Source organism: Curtobacterium sp. 260, assembly GCF_030803485.1.
In the GTDB taxonomy this organism is placed as follows: domain Bacteria; phylum Actinomycetota; class Actinomycetes; order Actinomycetales; family Microbacteriaceae; genus Curtobacterium.
The window spans coordinates 1-19,048 of the sequence record NZ_JAURUY010000010.1 but is presented as its reverse complement, the minus strand read 5'-3'; the positions used below and the strand labels follow the sequence as shown (position 1 = coordinate 19,048).

Here is a 19,048-nt window from a genome sequence, read left to right as displayed (position 1 = left end):
GCCTGGTCCCCGCTCGGGCGCGCACGGCAGGATGGGGTCCGGCCGACCAGGCCGTCCGACGACGATGTGGAGTGACGCGATGACGCGTGTTGTGGTGACCGGAGGCAGCGGGAAGCTCGGACGGGCGGTCGTCCGCGACCTCGACGAGCACGGGTACGACGTGGTCCTGCTCGACCGGGTGCCCTCTCCCGACAAGCCGGAGCGGGTGCCGTTCGTCCGCATCGACCTGAGCGACTACGGCCAGGTGCTCGGAGCGCTCACGGGCATCGACGACCGCTACGACCGCGTCGACGCCGTGGTGCACCTCGCCGCCGTACCGGCCCCCGGACAGGTGCCCGACGTCGCCCTCATCACGAACAACGTGACCGCGTCGATCAACGTCTTCCACGCCGCCCGCGTCGCCCGGATCAAGAACGTCGTGTGGGCGTCGAGCGAGACCCTGCTCGGCATCCCGATGGGCGAGCACCACCCGCCGTACCTGCCCGTCGACGAGGAGTTCGCGGTCCGCCCGCAGTCCTCGTACTCGCTCGGCAAGGCGGTCGAGGAGGAGATGGCCCGCCACTTCACCCGCTGGGACCCGGAGCTCAAGATGATCGGGCTGCGCTTCTCGAACGTCATGGACGAGACCGACTACCCGTCGTTCCCGTGGGACGCCTCCCCCGAGGCGAAGACCTTCAACCTGTGGTCGTACATCGACTCGCGCGACGGGGCGCAGGCCGTGCGGCGGTCGCTCGAGGCCGAGCTCACCGGGTTCGAGGCGTTCGTCATCGCGAGCCCCGACACCGTGATGGACACCCCGACGATCGAGCTCGTGGAGCGCTTCGTGCCGGACATCGAGCGCCGTGCGGACATCGACGGCACGAGCTCCCTGCTCTCGAGCGAGAAGGCCCGCGAGCTCCTCGGCTACGCCCCCGAGCACACCTGGCGGAACCACCGCTCGCGCTGACCGGAGGGGAGGCGCGGGGCGGCCTCAGGACGTCGGTGCGAGCAGCAGGCCGTCCAGCACCAGGTCGCGCACGCGCGGCAGCAGGTCTGCCGCGAGCGCGTCCTCGTCGACGCCGGTGATCTGCGCGATGGCGCCGACGATCGCCGCGACCGACAGCTCCCCGTCGCAGGCACCCACAAACGCGGCGAGCGCCGTGTCCGCGTCCACCCGACGGCCGAAGCCACCGCCCTGCATGAGCGTGATCACGGTCGGGTCGTCGTTCCCGGGCCAGTAGTGCCGCTCCTCGGTCACGTCACCGGCGACCCGCAGGTGTGCGGCGGCGAGCGCCTCGTCGTCGTGCGCCTCGAGCCACCCGGTGGCGTCGAGCACCCGTGCGACCGTCGCGCCGAGCCCCACGGGGTTGGAACCGAGCGCCTCGGGGACCCGCTCGGTGCGGCGGAGGCGAGCCGTGCCTCCCGGCCGACCCATCTCCGTTGCCGACGCCGACGCACGCCGGACGACCACGTACCCGAAACCGACCCCGGTGACCCGCCGGGTCGCGAAGTCGTCGAGCCAGGCGTCCACGAGCCGGTCGAACCCGTCCGTGCCGGGCTTCGTGCCGCCGTCGCGGATCCAGGTCTCGGCGTAGGCGGGCGGGTCCTCGCGCTCCCGCTCGACGACCCACAGGTCGAGGTCCTCGGCGTCCGCGAACCACGAGCGCACCCGGTCGAGCCCGTCGACGCCCCAGCGGTACTCCCAGTTGCCGAGCAGCTGCGCGGTCCCGCCGGGTGCGAGGTGGTCGGCGAGCCCGCGGAGCACGGTCTCGACGAGCGCGTCGCCGACCATGCCGCCGTCGCGGTACTCGTAGGACGGCACGTCGTCGCGACGCGGGGTGATGACGAACGGCGGGTTCGACACGATCCGGTCGAACCGCTCGCCCGCCACCGGCTCGTACAGCGACCCGAGCCGGAACTCGATGCCGTCGATGCCGTTGAGCGCCGCGTTGAACCGGGCGATGTCGAGCGCACGGCGGGAGATGTCGGTGGCGACGACCTCGTCGGCGAAGCGACGGGCGTGCATGGCCTGGATCCCGCACCCGGTCCCGAGGTCGAGCACCCGTCGGACCGGCACCGGGACCTGGAGCCCGGAGAGCGTGGTGGTCGCGCCGCCGATGCCGAGCACGTGTTCCTCGCCCAGTGCGGTGCCGAGTGCGAGCTCCCCGAGGTCGGAGACGATCCACCAGCTGCCGGCGCCGAGGTCGTCGACGAAGGCGTAGGGCCGCAGGTCGACGGTCGGGTGGACCAGGAGGTGGTCGGCGTCGGGAGCACCGGCGTCGTCCGTGTCGTCGTCGATCCGGAGCAGACCGGCCGCGAGCACCGCGTCGAGCCCGGCCGTCGGGAACGCCCGCTCGGCATCGCTCCGGTCGACCGGCAGGCCGAGCACGAACAGCGTCGCGAGCGTGGTCAGCGGCGTGGTGTCCCGCGCGGCGAGCGCCCGCAGCGCGGCGACCCGGGAACCGCGGTGCAGCGATGCAGCGGCCTCGGTGCCCCAGAGTGCGTCGATGCGGTCGACGGTGAAGCCCGCGGCGTCGAGGTCGGCGGCGAGCGCCGTCGTCACCGCGGGGACGGTCGTGATCGTCGGGAGCTCGTGGGCGATCGGACCGCGGGGCCGGCCGGTCACGCGGGGACCTCCTCGCGCATGACGGTCGCGGGGACCTGCCACGCGGCCACCAGGTCGAGGAGCCCGGGGAAGCGCTGCTGCACGTCCTCGACCCGTACCCGGCTCGAGCGCGTCAGTCCCTCCTGGTGCTGCTCGAGCAGGCCGGCCTCGCGCAGGACGCGGAAGTGGTGCGTCAGCGTCGACTTCGGTCGGTCGACCCCGACCCACCCGCAGCTGCGGACGCCGCCGGCGGCGTCGACCAGGTAGCGGTGCAGGATCGTCAGCCGGATCGGGTCGCTCAGTGCGTCGAGCACGACGGGCAGGTCCATCTCGGCGACGGTCGGCTGCGGCAGGCGTTCTGGGGCGACGACGGAGTCCACGGGCGCGGCGGGCATGCGACGACGGTAGCACCGCGCTGGCAGTAGTACGACTTGCGTCGTACTGGCGCACTGCTGTACGAATACTGTCGTACAGCAGTCGATCCGGCCGGAAGGTGCCACCATGCAGTCAGCACGCGGAGTCGCGGGGTTCTGGATCCTCGCCGCCATGCTCTTCGTGGCGATGGCCTCGTCCTCGGTCCCGTCGCCGATCTACCCCGTCTACGCCGCCGAGTGGGACCTCACGCCGCTCATGCTCACGGGGGTGTTCGCGATCTACGTCGCCGGGCTCCTCGTCACCATGCTCGTCGTCGGTCGGCTGTCCGACCACGTCGGCCGGAAGCCCGTGCTCGTCGCCGGCGGCCTGCTGCTCGTCGTGTCGCTCGTGCTGTTCACCGGTGCCGACGGGTTCACGGCCCTCGTGGTCGACCGGATCGTGCAGGGCGTCGCGGTCGGGCTGCTCATCGGCGCCCTCGGCGCGGCGCTCATCGACAACTCGCTCGAGCGCTTCCCCTCGCTCGCGGGCGTGCTGAACGGTGCCGTCCCACCCTTCGCCCTGGCGACCGGCGCGGTGTCGAGCGGCGCCCTCGTGGAGTGGGGCCCGGCACCGGAGCAGCTCGTCTACGTGCTCTTCGGTGCGCTCCTGCTGCTGCTCGTCGCCGCCCTGGTCGTCGTGCCCGAGCGGGTCACGCGCCGACCGGGTGCACTCCGCTCCCTCCGCCCGACCGTGTCCGTGCCGCGGGCGTCGCGGGCGCTCTTCCGCGGCGTCGCCGGGGCGCTCGTCGCCAGCTGGGCACTGGGCGGGCTGTTCCTGTCGCTCGTGCCGTCGGCCCTCGGCGCGGTGTTCGGCATCCACGACCACTTCGCAGCCGGGGCCCTGATCGCCGTCGTCACCGGCGTCGGCGGACTCACCGGTCTCGCCATCCAGCGCCTCGACACACGTCGGAGCCTGTTCCTCGGCCTCGTCGCGCTCATCGTCGGCCCCGTCGTCACCGTGGCGTTCGTGTTCGCGCACTCGCTGCCCGGACTCGTCGTCGGCAGCGCGATCGCGGGCGTCGGCTTCGGCGCGGGCTTCCAGGCACCCCTGCGGATGCTGCTCGCCACCGCGGCGCCGACGCACCGCGCCGGACTCCTGTCGTCGGTCTACATCGTCAGCTACCTGGCGTTCGGCGTACCGGCCGTCGTCGCGGGACTCGTCGAACCGGCGTTCGGCTTCGTGCCGGTGCTCGCCGGCTACGGCGCCTTCATCGTCCTCGCCGCGGCGATCGCCCTCGTGCTGCAGCTCGCGTCACGCAGCGCGGCCGGGGTCGAGGAGCGCGCCGCCGAGGCCGTCGAGCGCACCGCGACCGGTTCCGTCCGGACCGTCGCCGAGTAGCGCTGCGCGCGGGCTAGTGCCCGGCCCGCGCCCGGTTCGGTCGCTGTGCACGGACGCCGGTGCTGCGGTGTGCATCGGCGTGCGCCGCGTCGACGTCGGCCTTGCCGCGGTCGGCCGCCCTCCGCAGCCACTGCGGTCCGTGCGCCTTCGCCCAGTCCCAGAAGCGGTGGAGCTGCGCGCGCAGCCACGTGATGATGCGGTGGAAGAAGTGGAACTCGCTCGCCAGGATCGTGAGGCCGATGAAGACCACGAGCCACCCCGGACCGGGCAGCGGCACGAGGATGAGCCCGATCACCACGACGAGTCCGCCGACGATCCCGACGAGCACCTTGTAGAACAGGTGCCACCCCGGCCGCGCGTGGATCCAGGCGCGCATCCGACGGAACCACCGGAAGCGGTGGTGCTGGTCGTCGGCGTCGGTCTCGGGAGCCGTGGTGTCGGCACGCACGACCGCGTCGGGTCGCTCGTGGGTGTCGTCCATGGCGGCAACCTAGGGCGCGCGGCTGGGAAACGGCGGCGCAACCGGTCCACGCCACGTGAGCGGTGGGACGGGCGGACACCGCGCCTCCCGGCCGTCACGGGCCTCGGCCCACCGGCGCCCTCGTTCCGTCGAGACGCCGCGGTCTCGTCGAGACGGCGTCGGATGCACCGGCGTTCTGCGCGCCCCGCGGCGTCTCGCGCAGACGGGGCCGTGTCGCGCAGTCGGGGCTGTGTCGCGCACGCCGCAGACCCGTCAGCGGACCCCGTCGGCCTGGAGGCTCGTCACGCGTGTGCGACGCACGTCGCGGCCCACGGGACCGCGGCGAGACGGGCCTTCGGGATCGGTTCGCCGCCGACGGCGCACCGCCCGTAGGTGCCGGCGTCGAGCCGCACGAGCGCGGCGTCGACCAGGCGGATGCGTTCCCGGGCGTCGTCGCGCACCGCACCGAGCGACCCGCGCTCCCAGGCGAGGGTCGCACCCTCGGGGTCGTGCTCGTCGTCCGAGTTGGCGTCCTGGCGCGCGTCGCTGACGTCCCGCATGCTGCGCTCGACGTCGGCGAGCAGCCGCTCGTTGCGCCGCCGTTCGTCGGCGAGCGCGGTGCGGGGGTCGTCCATGCCGACGACCGTAGTCGCGTCGGAATGCGGCCGCAGCAGCATGCGTTCGCATCGGCATGACGAAGATCGGGTTCCTGTCCTTCGGGCACTGGCGCGACGTGCCGGGCTCGCGTGTGCGCAGCGGCCGCGAGGCCCTCGTGCAGGCGATCGACCTCGCCGTCGCGGCCGAGGAAGCGGGTGTCGACGGCGCGTACTTCCGCGTCCACCACTTCGCTCCGCAGCAGGCGGCGCCGTTCCCCCTGCTCTCGGCGATCGCCGCCCGGACCAGCCGCATCGAGATCGGCACCGGCGTGATCGACATGCGCTACGAGAACCCGCTCTACATGGCCGAGGAAGCCGCGGCCACCGACCTCATCTCGGGAGGCCGACTGCAGCTCGGTGTCTCGCGGGGGTCACCCGAGACCGCCCTCGCCGGGTACCAGCAGTTCGGCTACGTGCCCGAGGCGCACGACACCAACGGCGGCGACATGGCACGCTCCCACACCGACGTGTTCCGTCGTGCGATCGCCGGCGAGCCGATGGCGCACGCGAACCCGCAGATGACCGGGTCGGCCGGGTCGCTGTCGGTGTCCCCGCTGTCGGACACGCTGCCCGACCGGATCTGGTGGGGTGCCGGGACCCGCGCGACCGCCGAGTGGACGGCCGAGCAGGGCATGAACCTCATGTCGTCGACCCTGCTCACCGAGGACACCGGCGTGCCGTTCGACCAGCTGCAGGCCGAGCAGATCGAGCGCTTCCGGACGACGTGGCGCGAGATGGGCTGGGAGCGGACGCCCCGGGTCTCGGTGTCGCGCAGCATCATCCCGATCACCGACGACGAGTCGCGGCACTACTTCGGCGTGCGGGCACAGGTCGAGGGGCAGGACCAGGTCGGGCACCTCGACGGCGGGCTCGCCCGCTTCGGTCGGTCCTTCATCGGGGAGCCGGAGCAGCTCGTCGCCGAGCTCGCCGCCGACGCCGCGGTCCGCGCTGCCGACACCGTGCTCGTCACCGTGCCGAACCAGCTCGGCGTGGACTTCAACGCCCGGCTGCTCGCAGCGACGAAGGCCGTCATGGACGAGGTCGACGCCGCGACCGTCCCCGCGTAGGTCGGGTCGTCCGGCTCACGCCCCGGCGGGCGCTTCCGGCCAGAGCAGGCGGAAGCGCTCGCACAGCACCGGCATGTCCGGTTCGTACCCGCGCGGGTTCTCGGAGTGCTCACGCCAGTAGCGCTCGTGCGCCGCGCGCCAGTACGCGAGGGTGCGGTCCCCCTCGCCCTCGGCGCGGGCGTGCTCCTCGCCGACCTGGTCGAACGGGACGACCCGCAGGTCCGTCGTCTCGATCACGGCCCGGGGGTCACCCCTCCCGTCGAGGATGACGCTGAGCTCGCCGACCTCGGGCAGCGGGTCGCCCGTCGCCTCGTAGTCCCACATCGACGACGCCGTGCCGTCCTTGATGCCGCGGAGCACCAGGTCGAGCAGACCGTCGGCGTGGTCCGGCGTCGCGCCGAACGCCCACGCCTCCGGCACGGCCTCGGGCAGCTCCGGTGCCTCGGTGCGGCGGGCGGCCCAGAAGGCGGACAGGGTCTCGGCGTCGGCGGTGATCACCGTACGACCGTAGCGCAGGTGCGGCCGGTCCCCCTTGTTGCCGACACCCGCTGTGGGACTGTGGCCGTGCCTCCCGGCTGCGTAGCGTCGAGGTGCACCATCCACCGCACCCGCGAGGAGCACCCCGTGACGCTGCCGGCCGCCGGCTGGTTCCCGGACCCCCAGGACGCCCACCGCCTCCGGTGGTGGGACGGCCACGCGTGGGGCGGGGCGACGCGGGTGCTCCCGGCACGGCAGGGGCCCGTCGCACCGGTCGTCGTCGCACCGGTCGGGCCGTCGTTCTCCGTCGAGGGCGCAGCGGTGCGCACGGGATCGTGGGCCTCTGGCGGGTCCGTGCAGCGGGTCGGGGCGGCGGCGCTCGTTGCGGTCCTGCTCGCGGTCGTGTCGATCGTCTGGAACCCGGTCGGCATCGCGAGCACGCTGGCCGTCGTCACGGGCGTCCTCGCGATCGTGCGTCCCGGCGCGACCGGCGGCTGGCGGGCGCTGTGGCGGAGCGCCGCGGCGAGCGCCCTCGTGGTCGCGGTCGCCACGGGCGTGGTCGCTGCGTCCGCGCAGTTCCACCTGTTCTGAGCGCGCTGGCGCAGCGCTACCGCCGCGCCCTCGGCGCCCGGCGCTCGGCGCTCGGCGCTCGGCGCGCCGCACCACGGGAAGCACGTCGCGCCACGGTTTCTCATGGCGCGACGTGCTTCCGGTTGTGCCCGAGCACGTCGCGCCGCACGTCACCCCGGCCCCGCCTCCGGCTCCGGCCCCGGCCGCCCGGCCCCGGCCGGGCGCAGCGCTACCGCCGCGCCCGCGGGTGCGCCGTCTGGTACACGTCCCGCAGCATGTCGGCCGTGACGAGCGTGTAGATCTGCGTCGTCGCGACGCTCGCGTGCCCGAGCAGCTCCTGCACGACGCGCACGTCCGCGCCGCCCTCGAGCAGGTGCGTCGCGAACGAGTGTCGGAACGTGTGCGGTGACACGTGCGCCGCCAGTCCGGCCCGCTCCGCCGCCGCCTGGATCACGAGCCAGGCGCTCTGCCGCGACAGCCGCGCACCACGGGCGCCGAGGAACAGCGCCGGGGTCGACGGCCCACGCGCCGCGAACACGGGCCGGGCCCGGACGAGGTAGGCGTCGAGCGCGGCCCGCGCGAAGCTGCCGAGCGGCACGATGCGCTGCTTGTTCCCCTTGCCGGTGACCTTCACGACAGCGAGCCCGTCGCCCTCGTCGTCCTCGGGGTCGGACAGCGTCGCGACGTCGTCCACCGACAACCCGACCGCCTCGGAGATGCGCGCTCCCGTGGCGTAGAGCAGCTCGAGGAGCGCCCGGTCCCGCAGCTGCACGGGGTCGTCGTCGGCCGAGCCCGCGGCGCCGAGCAGCCGCTCCATGTCGTGCACCGAGATCGCCTTCGGCAGCCGTGACGGCGCCTTCGGTGGCCGGACGGCCGTGGCGGGGTCGAGCGGCAGCCAGCCCTCGGCGGCCGCGAACGCGGTGAAGGACCGCACCGAGCTGAGCATCCGGGCGACCGACCGGGGCGCGAGCGGTTGCTCCGGTCGCGAGGTCAGGTGCGTGACGAACCCGGCGACGTCCGCGCGGGCGAGGCGTGCGACGTCCGTCAGCGCCTCCGCTCCCCCAGCCCGGTCCGCGCCCGCGGAGTCGACCGCCGGCGTCGAGGCGAGCCACTCCGCGAAGACCGCCAGGTCCCGCCGGTAGGCCGCCACCGTGTGCTGCGACAGTCCCCGCTCGACGGCGACGTGCCGCAGGTAGGTGTCGGCGGCACGGTCGAGGGGGATCACCCGACAAAACTAGTGCGGACCGCCCTGCGGAGGTCGTCAGTGCAGCCCGGCGTCCGGCTCGCCGAAGCGGCAGGCGGTGAAGGTCACCGTGAGCCCGGCCCGGGTGGGTGCGGCGCAGAACAGGCCGGCCGACACGACGGCGTCCGGGTCGAGGTGCGCGACCCGCACCAGCCGGGGCTCCTCGCCGTCGGCCCAGGCCCGGACCGTCACGGCGTCACCGGAGCGGCTCGCGCGCACCGTCACGACCCGCCCGGTCCAGGACGGCACGGGCGCGACGGACCAGTCGGACGTCCCGTGCGTCACGACGGCCCCGACCTGCGGCAGCCCGTCGGAGAACTCCACGCCCGCCTTCACCCACTCCTGCTCGTCGACCCGCAGGAACACCCCGGCCTGGTCGAACTGCTCCGCGAAGTCGAGGACGAAGGAGACCTCGACGGCGAACGCGCCGTCGGTGGGTCGGAGGAGCGCGTGCTCCGAGTCGTGGACGAACCCGTACGAGGTCGTCCGCCAGGCATCGCTGCCCTCCTCCGCGGTCACGATCAGGGCGGCGCGGTCGACGACGGGTTCGACGGCGACGGGCTCGTGCGTCCAGAGCCCGTCCCGCAGCAGGGCACCGAGCCCGCTGTCGGCCGTCACGCCGTCGCGCCCCGCTCGACCGCGCCGCGCTCGACCGCGCCGCGCTCCATCGCATCGACCGCGAGGGTGGCGACGACGAGCGCCGAGTTCTGCAGGCGGCCTGCGAGGATCCCCTCGACGAGCTCCGCCCGCGGCACCCACCGGGTCACGATGTCCGCCTCCTCGGCCTCACGCTCGAACGCAGACGCCGTCGCACGGACCCCACGGGCCCGGTAGACCTGGATGAACTCGTCGCTGCCGCCCGACGAGGTGTTGTACCGGACGAGGGGCTCCCAGTGGTCCGCCTCGAGGTCGGCCTCTTCCCCGAGCTCCCGCTGCGCGGCGGTGAGGTGGTCCTCGCCCTCGTGGTCGAGGAGCCCGGCCGGCAGCTCCCAGTCGCGCAGCTGCACGGGGTGGCGGTACTGCTGGATGACGAGCACGCGGCCCTCGTCGTCCTCTGCGAAGACGGCGACGGCGCCCGTGTGGTCGATGTACTCGCGGACCATGTCGTGCCCGTCGTAGTCGACGTGGTCACGGCGGACGTCCCAGACGGCGCCCTCGTACACGACGGTGGAGTCGGTGACCTCGTACGAGGCGTGTTCGTCGGCGATCGGTGCGTCAGCGGCAGTCACCAGCCCATCCTGGCACGCGGCTCCGTCAGCCCTCCCCGGGACGGACGGGAGGCGCGGTGCCAGCTGGCACCGCGCCTCCCGTCGGCGACAGCGCGCGTTCAGCGACAGCGCGCGTTACGCGACGACCTCCGCCGACTCCTCGGCCGGGTCGAACAGGCTGGACGCCTCGTGGCGCGCGATCGCCGCGTCCACCAGCCCGGCGAACAGCGGGTGCGCGTTCGTCGGACGCGAGCGCAGCTCCGGGTGTGCCTGCGTGGCGATGTAGAACGGGTGCACGTCGCGCGGCAGCTCGACGTACTCGACCAGGGTGCCGTCGGGCGAGGTGCCCGAGAACACCAGGCCGGCGTCCGCGATCTGCTGACGGTAGGTGTTGTTCACCTCGTAGCGGTGACGGTGGCGCTCCGAGGCCTCGGACGCACCGTAGAGCTCGGCCGCGAGCGACCCGTCGGTGAAGTGCGCCGGGTACAGGCCGAGGCGCATCGTGCCGCCCATGTCGCCACCGGCGATGATGTCGACCTGCTCCGCCATGGTCGCGATGACCGGCGTCGAGGTCTCCGGGTCGAACTCGGTGCTCGACGCGTCGGTCAGGCCGGCCTCGTGGCGGGCGTACTCGATGACCATGCACTGCAGGCCGAGGCACAGGCCGAGCGTCGGGATGCCCTGCTCACGCGCGAACCTGAGCGCGCCGAGCTTGCCCTCGATGCCGCGGACTCCGAAGCCGCCGGGGACGCAGATGCCGTCGACGTCACCGAGCTGCTTCGCGGCACCCTCGGGCGTCGTGCAGTCGTCGGACACGACCCACTTCAGCGTGACCTTGGCGTTGTGGGCGAAGCCACCGGCGCGCAGGGCCTCGGTGACCGACAGGTAGGCGTCCGGCAGGTCGATGTACTTGCCGACCAGGGCGATCGTGACGTGCTTCTTCGGCTCGTGCACCGCGTCGAGGACGGGGTTCCATGCTGACCAGTCGACGTCGTGCGCGTCGAGCTTCAACGCGTCGATGATGACCTGGTCGAGACCCTGGTCGTGCAGCAGCGTCGGCAGGTCGTAGATCGAGGGGACGTCGACGGCGTTCACCACGGCGTCCTCGTCCACGTCGCACATGAGGGCGATCTTGCGCTTGTTCGACTCCGACACCGGGCGGTCCGAGCGGAGCACGAGGGCGTCCGGCTGGATGCCGATCGAGCGGAGCGCGGCGACGGAGTGCTGCGTCGGCTTGGTCTTCTGCTCGCCCGAGGCGCTCATGAACGGCACGAGCGACACGTGCACGAAGAACACGTTGTTGCGGCCGAGCTCGTGGCGGACCTGGCGGGCGGACTCGATGAACGGCTGGGACTCGATGTCACCGACCGTGCCGCCGACCTCGGTGATGATGACGTCGGGCTGCGGGTCGTTCTCGGCCTGCTCGCGCATCCGACGCTTGATCTCGTCGGTGATGTGCGGGATGACCTGGACGGTGTCGCCGAGGTACTCGCCGCGCCGCTCCTTGGCGATCACGCTGGAGTACACCTGACCGGTCGTGACGTTCGCGGCCTGCGACAGGTTGATGTCGAGGAAGCGCTCGTAGTGCCCGATGTCGAGGTCCGTCTCGGCACCGTCGTCGGTCACGAAGACCTCGCCGTGCTGGAACGGGTTCATGGTGCCCGGGTCCACGTTGAGGTACGGGTCGAGCTTCTGCATGACGACCTTGAGGCCGCGCGCCGTGAGCAGGTTGCCGAGGCTGGCCGCCGTCAGGCCCTTGCCGAGGGACGAGACGACCCCGCCGGTCACGAAGATCTGCTTCGTGACCTTCGGGGTCGAGGTCGAAGAATTGGTTCCGCCGCTGAGAGTGTCCGCCACGGGGTTCCATCGTACGTCAGAACTGCCGGGAGGCGCGACCCGCGTTCGCCGCGGGCGTTGCGCCCGCCGACCGGTCACCCCCGCCGTCTCCGCAGGACGCAACGTCGGCGACTGTGCGCAGCGCTGTACCGCTGCGACGAGCCGCCTTCGTTGCGTGTTGCGGACGCGAGCGGAGAGCCGGGGGCGGGGCGTGCCTCCAGGCCGGAACGTTGCCTAGGCGCGCTGGCCGGCGACGTCGAGGAGCTCGCGCGCGTGCTCGATGCCGCTCGCGCTGTCGCCCAGGCCGGAGAGCAGGCGGGCCATCTCCTGGAGCCGGTCCTCGCCCTCGAGCCGGCGCACGCTCGACGAGGTCACGGCGCCGCTGGCGTCCTTGACGACGTTGAGGTGGTTGTTCGCGAACGCGGCGACCTGCGCCAGGTGCGTGACGACGATGACCTGCGTCCGCTCGGCGAGCTTCGCGAGCCGCCGACCGATCTCGATCGCCGCGGCTCCGCCGACGCCGGCGTCCACCTCGTCGAACACGAAGGTCGGGACGGTCGTGCTGCCGGCCATGACGACCTCGATCGCGAGCATCACGCGCGAGAGCTCGCCGCCGGACGCGCCCTTGCCGATCGGGCGGGGGTCGGTGCCGGAGTGCGGCTGGAGCAGGATCGCGACCTGGTCGCGCCCGTGCCGGCGGTACTCGCCGCCGTCGGTGACCTCGACCACCAGGGTCGCGCCGGCCATCGCCAGCGTCCGGAGTTCCGCGGTGACCCGCTTCGCGAGGTCGCCCGCGGCCTTCGTGCGGGCCGCGGTCAGCGCGGCGGCCGTCTGCGCGAGGGCCTGCTCGTCCTGCTCGACGCTCTGCTGCAGCGCGACGATGCGGTCGTCGTCACCGTCCAGCTCCAGCAACCGGTCGCTCGCCCGCTGGCCGTACGCGATCACGTCGTCGACCGTCTCGCCGTACTTGCGCGTCAGGTTCGCCAGGAGTGCCCGGCGTTCGTTGACGAGCTCGAGGTCGTGCCCGGCGTCCGGCTCCAACGAGCCGAGGTAGCTGGACAGGCCGGCGGATGCGTCCGAGGCCTGGATCCCGAGTTCGGTCAGCTGCTCGAGAACGGGCTGGAGGGCCGGGTCGGACCCGGCGACGCGCTCGACGGCCCGGCGTGCCGCCTCGACCAGTCCGACGACGTCGGCGACCCCGTCGAGGGACTCGCTGGACAGTGCCTCGTGGGCGGTGCCGGCGGCCAGGCGGAGCTCCTCGAGGTTGCCGAGGCGTTCGGCGCGTTCGGCGAGCTCGACGTCCTCGCCGGGCTGCGGGTCGACCGACTCGATCTCGTCCGACGCGGCGCGGATGCGTTCGGCCTCGGCGACGCGGTCGTCGCGGTCCCGCACGAGCGTCTCGAGCTCGCCGGCGTGCGCCTGCCAGGTGTCGTAGGCGGCGACGTAGGCACCGAGTGCCCGCTGCACAGCCCTGCCGCCGAAGCCGTCGAGGGCGGCGCGCTGCGCCGAGGCCGACGTCAGGCGGATCTGGTCCGACTGCCCGTGCACGGTCACCAGCTGGTCGGCGAGCTCGCCGAGCACCGCGACCGGGGCACTGCGGCCACCGACCGTCGCACGGCTGCGGCCCTCCGCCGAGACCGTGCGGGTCAGGATGAGCTCGCCGTCCTCGACGGTCCCGCCCGCGTCCTCGACACGCTCCGCGACGGCGGCGTGGTCCGGGACGTGCCACCGCCCCTCGACCACCGCGCTGGAGGCGCCGCGGCGCACCGAGCCGGCGTCCGCCCGGGCACCGAGCAGCAGCCCGAGCGCCGTGACGATCATGGTCTTGCCCGCACCGGTCTCGCCGGTGACGACGGTGAAGCCGGGTCCGAGCTCGAGCGTGGTCTCGCCGATGACGCCGAGGTCGGAGATGACGATCTCCTCGATCATGCGTCGTCCTCGGTCGCCGGACCGCGCCAGCCCGCGACGGGCAACTGGAACTTGGCGACCAGCCGGTCGGTGAAGGGCGCGTCCTTCAGCCGGGCGACCCGGACGGGGTCGGGCGATCGACGGACCTCGACCCGGGCACCCGGCGGCAGGTCGTGGGTGCGACGGCCGTCGCACCACAGGACACCGACGCCGCTCGTGCGCCGGAGGACCTCGATCGCGAGGGTGCAGTCCGGCCCGACGACGATCGGACGCGAGAACAGGGCGTGCGCGCTGAGCGGCACCATGAGCAGGGCGTCGACGTCCGGCCAGACGATCGGGCCGCCGCCGGAGAACGAGTAGGCCGTGGACCCCGTGGGGGTGGCGACGACGACGCCGTCGCAGCCGAAGGACGACAGCGGCCGACCGTCGACCTCGGTGACGACCTCGAGCATGCGCTCGCGGGAGGCCTTCTCGATCGTCGCCTCGTTCAGCGCCCACGACGAGTAGACGACCTCGTGCCCGACGACCACGTCGACCTGGAGCGTCACACGCTCCTCGACCTTGTAGTCGCCGACGAGGGCACGCTCGACCGTGGCCCGCAGCCCGTCGCGCTCGCTCTCGGCCAGGAAGCCGACGTGTCCGAGGTTCACGCCCACGATCGGGGCGCGCGTCCCCCGCACGAGTTCGGCGGCACGGAGGATCGTGCCGTCCCCGCCGAGGACGATGACGATCTCGAGGGCGTCGGCCTGCACGTCGACACCCAGGATGTCGACCTGGCCGACCGAGGCCTCGGCCCGTCGGACGTCGGCGTACTCGTCGAACGGCATCACCGGGGTGAGTCCGGCGGCGTGCAGCAGGTCGCAGACCTCGACGGCGGCGTCGATGGAGTCCTGTCGGCCCGTGTGGGAGACGAGCAGGATGTGCCGGTCGTCGTCGCTCATGCAGCCCCTTCGGTGAGTTCGGTGGCCCGACCGATCCACGCTGTCGGGTTCCCCCATCCTGCCGGATGACCCCCGACACCACGCTGGAAGTGCGCGAGGTACTCGTGGTTGCCGTGCGTGCCGACGATCGGCGATGCGGTCAGCCCGACCGTCCCGAGGCCCGCGTCCCACGCCGACCAGAGCACGTTCATGAGCGCGTCGTTCCGCAGGGCGGGGTCGCGCACGATGCCCTCGCGCACACCACCACGGCCGACCTCGAACTGCGGCTTCACGAGCAGCACGAAGTCGTCCGCAGGCACGGCGACCGCCAGCACGGGCAGGACGATGCGCAGGGAGATGAAGGACAGGTCCCCGACGACCAGGCTCGTGCGGGGCGCTGCGTCGTCGAGCGCCGCGTAGGTGTCCGGCGTGAGGTCACGGGCGTTGCACCCCTCGACAACACGCACCCGCTCGTCGATCGCGACCACCGGGTCGAGCTGACCGTGCCCGACGTCGAGGGCGACCACGCGGGCGGCTCCGTGGTGGAGCAGCACCTGTGTGAACCCGCCCGTGGACGCGCCGACGTCGAGCACGACGCGCCCGCTCGGGTCGACGTCGAAGGCCTCGAGGGCACGGACGAGCTTCCGCGCCGCACGCGACACCCACTCGTCCTCGGTGTCGACGACGAGCTCGGCGTCCGGCGCGACCGGGGCCGACGGCTTCACGACCGCCGTGCCCCCGACCGTCACGCGGCCGGCCTGGACCAGCTTCGCCGCGGCGGTCCGTGACCTGACCAGCCCGCGAGCGGCGAGCAGGGCGTCCAACCGGACCGGGCGCTCCTCGTCGTGCTCAGGCACCGGCACCGCCGTCTCCTCGTCCGCTCCCCCACACCTGCGTGGCGCCGGCAGCGCGACCCGAGCTGTGCCCCTGCGGTGCCTGGCCGCTCTCGAGGCGGGTGCGCAGATCGTCGTGCAGCGCGGCGAAGGCGTCGGCGCGCTCGGGCAGGGGCAGCGCCTCGGCAGCCGCGGTGCGTTCCGCGAAGCCATCCGGCTGCTGCGCGGGCAGTCGGTGCTCGCCCGGCTGCTGCTCGCCCGGCTGCTGCTGTCGCTCGCCCGGTTGCTGCTGCTCGCCCGGCTCCTGCTCGGGCGGCTGCTGCGGGTGGGGCACGTCGGTCACGCTACTCGCCGCCGTACAGCTTCGGGTCGACGTCGAGGCCGTAGATCGCCAGTCCGGACTCCCAGATCAGCGCTGCCCCGGCGCGGAGCAGGTCGATCGGGGTCCCGCTGTCGAGCACCCGGACGACGTGCCCGTGCATCGCGACCGTGGCGCCACCGACCGTGACGTACCGGGTGCCGTCCGGGTCCTGCCGCCGCACCGTCACCGGGTACGGCTCGGACAGCCCACGGAGGTCCTGCAGGACGTACGTCGGACGCGAGCGCTGGTCGGCCGCGAGCACCTGCTTCGCCTGGTCGATGCCCGTCAGCACGAGCACGCTCGGGATGCCGGCGTCGTTCGCGCCCTTGATGTCCGTGTCGAGCCGGTCGCCGATGAACAGCGGGTGCTCGCCGCCGAAGCGGGCGATCGCGGCGTCGAAGATCGGTCGCTCCGGCTTGCCCGCCACCACCGGCATCCGCCCGACGGCCTGGTGCACCGCGGACACGAGCGTGCCGTTGCCGGGCGCGATGCCACGCTCGACCGGGATCGACCAGTCCATGTTCGTCGCCACCCACGGCACGTCCGGATCGGCGAGGGCGAAGGACGCCTCGGCCAGGTGCGTCCACCCGAGGTCCGGCGAGAAGCCCTGGATGACCGCTGCCGGAGCGTCGTCGGCGCTCGTGGTCACCGTGAAGCCCGCCTCCTCGACGATGCTCGTCAGCCCGAGGCCGCCGGTGACCAGCACGGTGGACCCGGCCGGCACCAGCGTCTCGAGCAGCCGCACGCCCGCCTGCGACGAGGTCACGACGTCGTCGGCGGTCACCTCGAGGCCGTAGCCCTCCAGGTGCTCCGCGACGTCCGACGGCCGACGAGAGGCGTTGTTCGTGATGTAGCCGACCCGAGCGGTCAGCGACGCCCGTGTCAGGGCCTCGACAGCGTGCGGGATCGCGTTGCGTCCGCGGTACACGACGCCGTCGAGGTCGGTGAGGACGACGTCCACACCGTCCGTCGGCGGCGTCGGGACGTCAGTCGGCTGCGGAGCCGTCGACGTCGCGGGGGTTGTCGTCGTCGATCTCGCCGAGGTCGTCGTCGGGGTCGACGTCGTCGCCGAGCTGGTCGGTGTCGTCGAGCGCTCCGGTCCCGTGCTCGTCACCGGCGACGGACTCGTCACCGACGACGACGTCGTGCTCGTCGTGTCCTTCGACTTCTTCCTCGACCACATCGACAGTCTCCCATGCGTTCTCGTCGGCGATCTCGGCCAGGGCGGCGGCAGCCCGGTCGACCCGCGCCCACCACTCGTCGGCCTCGTCCTGGCGGCCGAGCTCCTCGAGCGTGGCCGCGTAAGCACTGTAGAGGGCCGGCGACCAGCTGTACGCCGTGGTCGGGTCGAGCTGCGGGATCTCGAGCTCGCCGAGCGCGGCCGTCGGGTTGCCCAGGTCGATCCGGGCGCCGGACATCGCGATCGCGAGCTCCACCTGCACCGCCGTGTCCAGCGCGGCGCGGTCGACCGACCGGCCGAGCTCGAGCGCCCGCTCCGGACGTCCGAGACCCCGCTCGCAGTCGACCATCATCGGCAGCTGGTCGTTCTTGCCGGAGATGCGACGGTAGGTGCGCAGCTCACGGAGCGCCGTGGCGAAGTCGCCCGTCCGGTACGCGGTGATCGCCGCGGTCTCGCGGACGACCGCCACACGGCCGGCCCGACGCGCAGCGCTCAGGGCGTGGAGGTTGGCCGTCTCCGGGTCCTCGTCGACGAGCAGCGCCGCCATGACGAGGTGCTTCGCGACCCACTCGGCGTTGTCCTTGCTGAGCGTCTTGAGCTCGGCGCGGGCAGCCGGGTCGAGGTCCCGCGGCGAGACGCTCTCGTCGATCTCGGGGTCCTCGTGTCGCGGACGGACGGAACGCGTGCCGTACGGGTCACGGTCCTCCCAGTCGTCACGGGCAGCCTCGCCGAAGCGTGCGCCGGCATGACGGGAGCCATCGCCGAACCGAGGGCGGTCGCCCCGGTCGTCGTCGCGGCGGGGGCGGTCGTCGCCACCGCGGAACGGACGACGCTCACCACCGTCACGCTGCGGCCGACGGTCATCGCCACCACGGAACGGACGACGGTCATCACCGTCACGCTGCGGACGACGGTCATCACCGTCACGCTGCGGACGACGATCGTCGCCACCACGGAACGGACGACGCTCGCCACCGTCACGCTGCGGACGACGGTCATCGCCACCACGGAACGGACGACGCTCGCCACCGTCACGCGCCGGACGACGGTCGTCGCCACCACGGAACGGACGACGCTCGCCACCGTCACGCGCCGGACGACGGTCATCGCCGCCACGGAACGGACGACGGTCGCCACCGTCACGCGCCGGACGACGGTCGTCGCCACCGCGGAAAGGCGCGCGGTCATCGCGACCGCGGAAGGGACGATCACCATCACGCTGCGGACCACGGTCGCCACCGTCACGCTGCGGACGACGGTCGTCGCCACCACGGAAGGGCGCGCGGTCATCGCGACCACGGAAGGGACGATCACCATCCCGCTGCGGCCGACGGTCGTCGCCACCACGGAACGGACGGCGGTCACCATCACGGCCCGGGCGGTCAGCGCCTCGAGGACCGTCACCTCGGGGCGGACGCCCCGCACCGTCGCGGTCACCCTGCCGAGCCGGCCGACGGCCACCGTCACCGAACGACCGGTCGCCCTCGCGGAAGCCCCGACGGTCGTCACGACCACTCCGGCCGGCGTCGCGGGCTGGACGGTCACCGTCCCGTCGCGCACGATCCCCCTCGCGACGCTCGAAGTCGCGCGGCCCGGACGACCAGCGGCTGCCTTCGCGCCGCTCCCCGCGATCCCGGTCGTTGCGCTGCTGCTCGTCGTCGTTCGCCACCGTTGCTCCTCATCGCGTGCCCGTGCTCGAATGCGCCGGGCGATCGTCCGCTGTGTCGTTGTGGGGGGTGCCGCACGGTCGTCCGTGCTCACTGCTGGGCCCAGTCCATCACGAACCGGAGCGCGAGTCGAGCGACCTACGGCGGAAACAGATGTGGCCACCGGCCTCCACGAGAACGAGGGTCTCCCCTACGAGTTCTCGATGGAGGGCCGATGGCCACATCACTTACGTTGAGTCCGGCGGCGTCCTACTCTCCCACAAGGTCCCCCTTGCAGTACCATCGGCGCTGAGAGGCTTAGCTTCCGGGTTCGGAATGTGACCGGG

20 protein-coding genes and 1 rRNA gene are annotated in these 19,048 nt (G+C 73.0%); 5 read left to right on the top strand and 16 right to left on the bottom strand.

From position 1 onward, the window contains the following. Positions 1–79: 79 nt before the first annotated feature. On the top strand, positions 80–946 hold the full coding sequence (locus tag J2X59_RS11805) for an NAD-dependent epimerase/dehydratase family protein (RefSeq protein WP_066658693.1): 867 nt from the start codon (positions 80–82) through the stop codon (positions 944–946). Between the two features lie 24 nt (positions 947–970). Here the strand turns inward: J2X59_RS11805 and J2X59_RS11800 are convergent, their stop codons facing one another. Continuing rightward, on the bottom strand, positions 971–2,605 hold the full coding sequence (locus J2X59_RS11800) for a DUF7059 domain-containing protein (RefSeq protein ID WP_442781434.1): 1,635 nt from the start codon (positions 2,603–2,605) through the stop codon (positions 971–973). Continuing rightward, the gene (locus tag J2X59_RS11795) at positions 2,602–2,979 is read right to left on the bottom strand and encodes an ArsR/SmtB family transcription factor (protein ID WP_066656359.1); all 378 of its coding nucleotides are present in this window, start codon (positions 2,977–2,979) and stop codon (positions 2,602–2,604) included. Before J2X59_RS11795 ends, J2X59_RS11800 begins: the two co-directional genes overlap by 4 nt. 106 nt (positions 2,980–3,085) lie before the next feature. Between J2X59_RS11795 and J2X59_RS11790 the strand changes: the two genes are divergently transcribed. Further along, positions 3,086–4,336: an MFS transporter gene (locus tag J2X59_RS11790; protein ID WP_326496790.1), complete on the top strand. Its 1,251-nt coding sequence runs from the start codon at positions 3,086–3,088 to the stop codon at positions 4,334–4,336. Between the two features lie 13 nt (positions 4,337–4,349). Here the strand turns inward: J2X59_RS11790 and J2X59_RS11785 are convergent, their stop codons facing one another. Continuing rightward, on the bottom strand, positions 4,350–4,817 hold the full coding sequence (locus tag J2X59_RS11785) for a TIGR02611 family protein (protein ID WP_326496789.1): 468 nt from the start codon (positions 4,815–4,817) through the stop codon (positions 4,350–4,352). Between the two features lie 281 nt (positions 4,818–5,098). Next, positions 5,099–5,431: a TraR/DksA family transcriptional regulator gene (locus J2X59_RS11780; RefSeq protein WP_326496788.1), complete on the bottom strand. Its 333-nt coding sequence runs from the start codon at positions 5,429–5,431 to the stop codon at positions 5,099–5,101. Positions 5,432–5,487: 56 nt separating this feature from the next. Between J2X59_RS11780 and J2X59_RS11775 the strand changes: the two genes are divergently transcribed. Further along, positions 5,488–6,519, top strand: coding sequence for an LLM class flavin-dependent oxidoreductase (locus tag J2X59_RS11775; RefSeq protein ID WP_442781433.1), 1,032 nt, complete (start codon positions 5,488–5,490; stop codon positions 6,517–6,519). 15 nt (positions 6,520–6,534) lie between these two features. Here the strand turns inward: J2X59_RS11775 and J2X59_RS11770 are convergent, their stop codons facing one another. Further along, complete coding sequence (locus J2X59_RS11770; RefSeq protein ID WP_326496859.1) at positions 6,535–7,014, bottom strand: ASCH domain-containing protein; 480 nt, start codon at positions 7,012–7,014, stop codon at positions 6,535–6,537. A gap of 129 nt (positions 7,015–7,143) precedes the next feature. Here J2X59_RS11770 and J2X59_RS11765 point away from each other — a divergent pair, with 129 nt between their 5' ends. Next, entirely contained in the window at positions 7,144–7,587 is a 444-nt protein-coding gene (locus J2X59_RS11765; protein WP_326496787.1) for a DUF2510 domain-containing protein, read from the top strand. 208 nt (positions 7,588–7,795) lie between these two features. On the opposite strand, the gene J2X59_RS11760 is transcribed toward J2X59_RS11765, so the two are convergent. From J2X59_RS11760 to J2X59_RS11715, 10 genes are all read right to left on the bottom strand, one after another. Next, a complete protein-coding gene (locus J2X59_RS11760; protein ID WP_326496858.1) occupies positions 7,796–8,788 on the bottom strand; it encodes a site-specific tyrosine recombinase XerD in 993 nt (330 codons plus the stop codon). Positions 8,789–8,827: 39 nt separating this feature from the next. Further along, positions 8,828–9,427, bottom strand: a complete 600-nt coding sequence (locus J2X59_RS11755) for a DUF1349 domain-containing protein (protein WP_326496786.1) — start codon at positions 9,425–9,427, stop codon at positions 8,828–8,830. Continuing rightward, complete coding sequence (locus tag J2X59_RS11750; protein ID WP_326496785.1) at positions 9,424–10,038, bottom strand: NUDIX hydrolase; 615 nt, start codon at positions 10,036–10,038, stop codon at positions 9,424–9,426. The genes J2X59_RS11755 and J2X59_RS11750 overlap by 4 nt, the downstream gene beginning before the upstream one ends. A gap of 114 nt (positions 10,039–10,152) precedes the next feature. After that, positions 10,153–11,874 carry a CTP synthase gene (locus J2X59_RS11745; protein ID WP_066656378.1) on the bottom strand — a complete coding sequence of 574 codons (1,722 nt, stop codon included), beginning with the start codon at positions 11,872–11,874 and terminating at the stop codon, positions 10,153–10,155. A 213-nt stretch (positions 11,875–12,087) separates the two neighbouring features. Continuing rightward, complete coding sequence (gene recN, locus J2X59_RS11740; RefSeq protein ID WP_066656385.1) at positions 12,088–13,782, bottom strand: DNA repair protein RecN; 1,695 nt, start codon at positions 13,780–13,782, stop codon at positions 12,088–12,090. After that, on the bottom strand, positions 13,779–14,702 hold the full coding sequence (locus tag J2X59_RS11735) for an NAD kinase (RefSeq protein WP_066656388.1): 924 nt from the start codon (positions 14,700–14,702) through the stop codon (positions 13,779–13,781). The genes recN and J2X59_RS11735 overlap by 4 nt, the downstream gene beginning before the upstream one ends. Next, complete coding sequence (locus J2X59_RS11730) at positions 14,699–15,544, bottom strand: TlyA family RNA methyltransferase (protein ID WP_251160755.1); 846 nt, start codon at positions 15,542–15,544, stop codon at positions 14,699–14,701. The genes J2X59_RS11735 and J2X59_RS11730 overlap by 4 nt, the downstream gene beginning before the upstream one ends. After that, positions 15,531–15,848: a hypothetical protein gene (locus tag J2X59_RS11725; protein ID WP_326496784.1), complete on the bottom strand. Its 318-nt coding sequence runs from the start codon at positions 15,846–15,848 to the stop codon at positions 15,531–15,533. The genes J2X59_RS11730 and J2X59_RS11725 overlap by 14 nt, the downstream gene beginning before the upstream one ends. A gap of 10 nt (positions 15,849–15,858) precedes the next feature. After that, the gene (locus J2X59_RS11720) at positions 15,859–16,836 is read right to left on the bottom strand and encodes an HAD-IIA family hydrolase (protein ID WP_066656392.1); all 978 of its coding nucleotides are present in this window, start codon (positions 16,834–16,836) and stop codon (positions 15,859–15,861) included. 25 nt (positions 16,837–16,861) lie between these two features. Further along, positions 16,862–17,602: a hypothetical protein gene (locus tag J2X59_RS11715; protein WP_209685948.1), complete on the bottom strand. Its 741-nt coding sequence runs from the start codon at positions 17,600–17,602 to the stop codon at positions 16,862–16,864. 198 nt (positions 17,603–17,800) lie between these two features. Here J2X59_RS11715 and J2X59_RS11710 point away from each other — a divergent pair, with 198 nt between their 5' ends. Further along, on the top strand, positions 17,801–18,958 hold the full coding sequence (locus tag J2X59_RS11710; RefSeq protein ID WP_326496783.1) for a hypothetical protein: 1,158 nt from the start codon (positions 17,801–17,803) through the stop codon (positions 18,956–18,958). On the opposite strand, the gene rrf is transcribed toward J2X59_RS11710, so the two are convergent. Next, positions 18,959–19,048, bottom strand: a 5S ribosomal RNA gene (gene rrf, locus J2X59_RS11705); the annotation flags it as partial.

Excerpts from the sequence above, each read along its gene's own strand:
- J2X59_RS11805 (WP_066658693.1), top strand. The coding sequence starts at position 80 with ATGACGCGTGTTGTGGTGACCGGAGGCAGCGGGAAGCTCGGACGGGCG.
- J2X59_RS11795 (WP_066656359.1), bottom strand. The coding sequence starts at position 2,979 with ATGCCCGCCGCGCCCGTGGACTCCGTCGTCGCCCCAGAACGCCTGCCG.
- J2X59_RS11790 (WP_326496790.1), top strand. The coding sequence starts at position 3,086 with ATGCAGTCAGCACGCGGAGTCGCGGGGTTCTGGATCCTCGCCGCCATG.
- J2X59_RS11785 (WP_326496789.1), bottom strand. The coding sequence starts at position 4,817 with ATGGACGACACCCACGAGCGACCCGACGCGGTCGTGCGTGCCGACACC.
- J2X59_RS11780 (WP_326496788.1), bottom strand. The coding sequence starts at position 5,431 with ATGGACGACCCCCGCACCGCGCTCGCCGACGAACGGCGGCGCAACGAG.
- J2X59_RS11775 (WP_442781433.1), top strand. The coding sequence starts at position 5,488 with ATGACGAAGATCGGGTTCCTGTCCTTCGGGCACTGGCGCGACGTGCCG.
- recN (WP_066656385.1), bottom strand. The coding sequence starts at position 13,782 with ATGATCGAGGAGATCGTCATCTCCGACCTCGGCGTCATCGGCGAGACC.
- J2X59_RS11735 (WP_066656388.1), bottom strand. The coding sequence starts at position 14,702 with ATGAGCGACGACGACCGGCACATCCTGCTCGTCTCCCACACGGGCCGA.
- J2X59_RS11715 (WP_209685948.1), bottom strand. The coding sequence starts at position 17,602 with ATGGCGGCGCTGCTCGTCGACGAGGACCCGGAGACGGCCAACCTCCAC.
- J2X59_RS11710 (WP_326496783.1), top strand. The coding sequence starts at position 17,801 with ATGACGGGAGCCATCGCCGAACCGAGGGCGGTCGCCCCGGTCGTCGTC.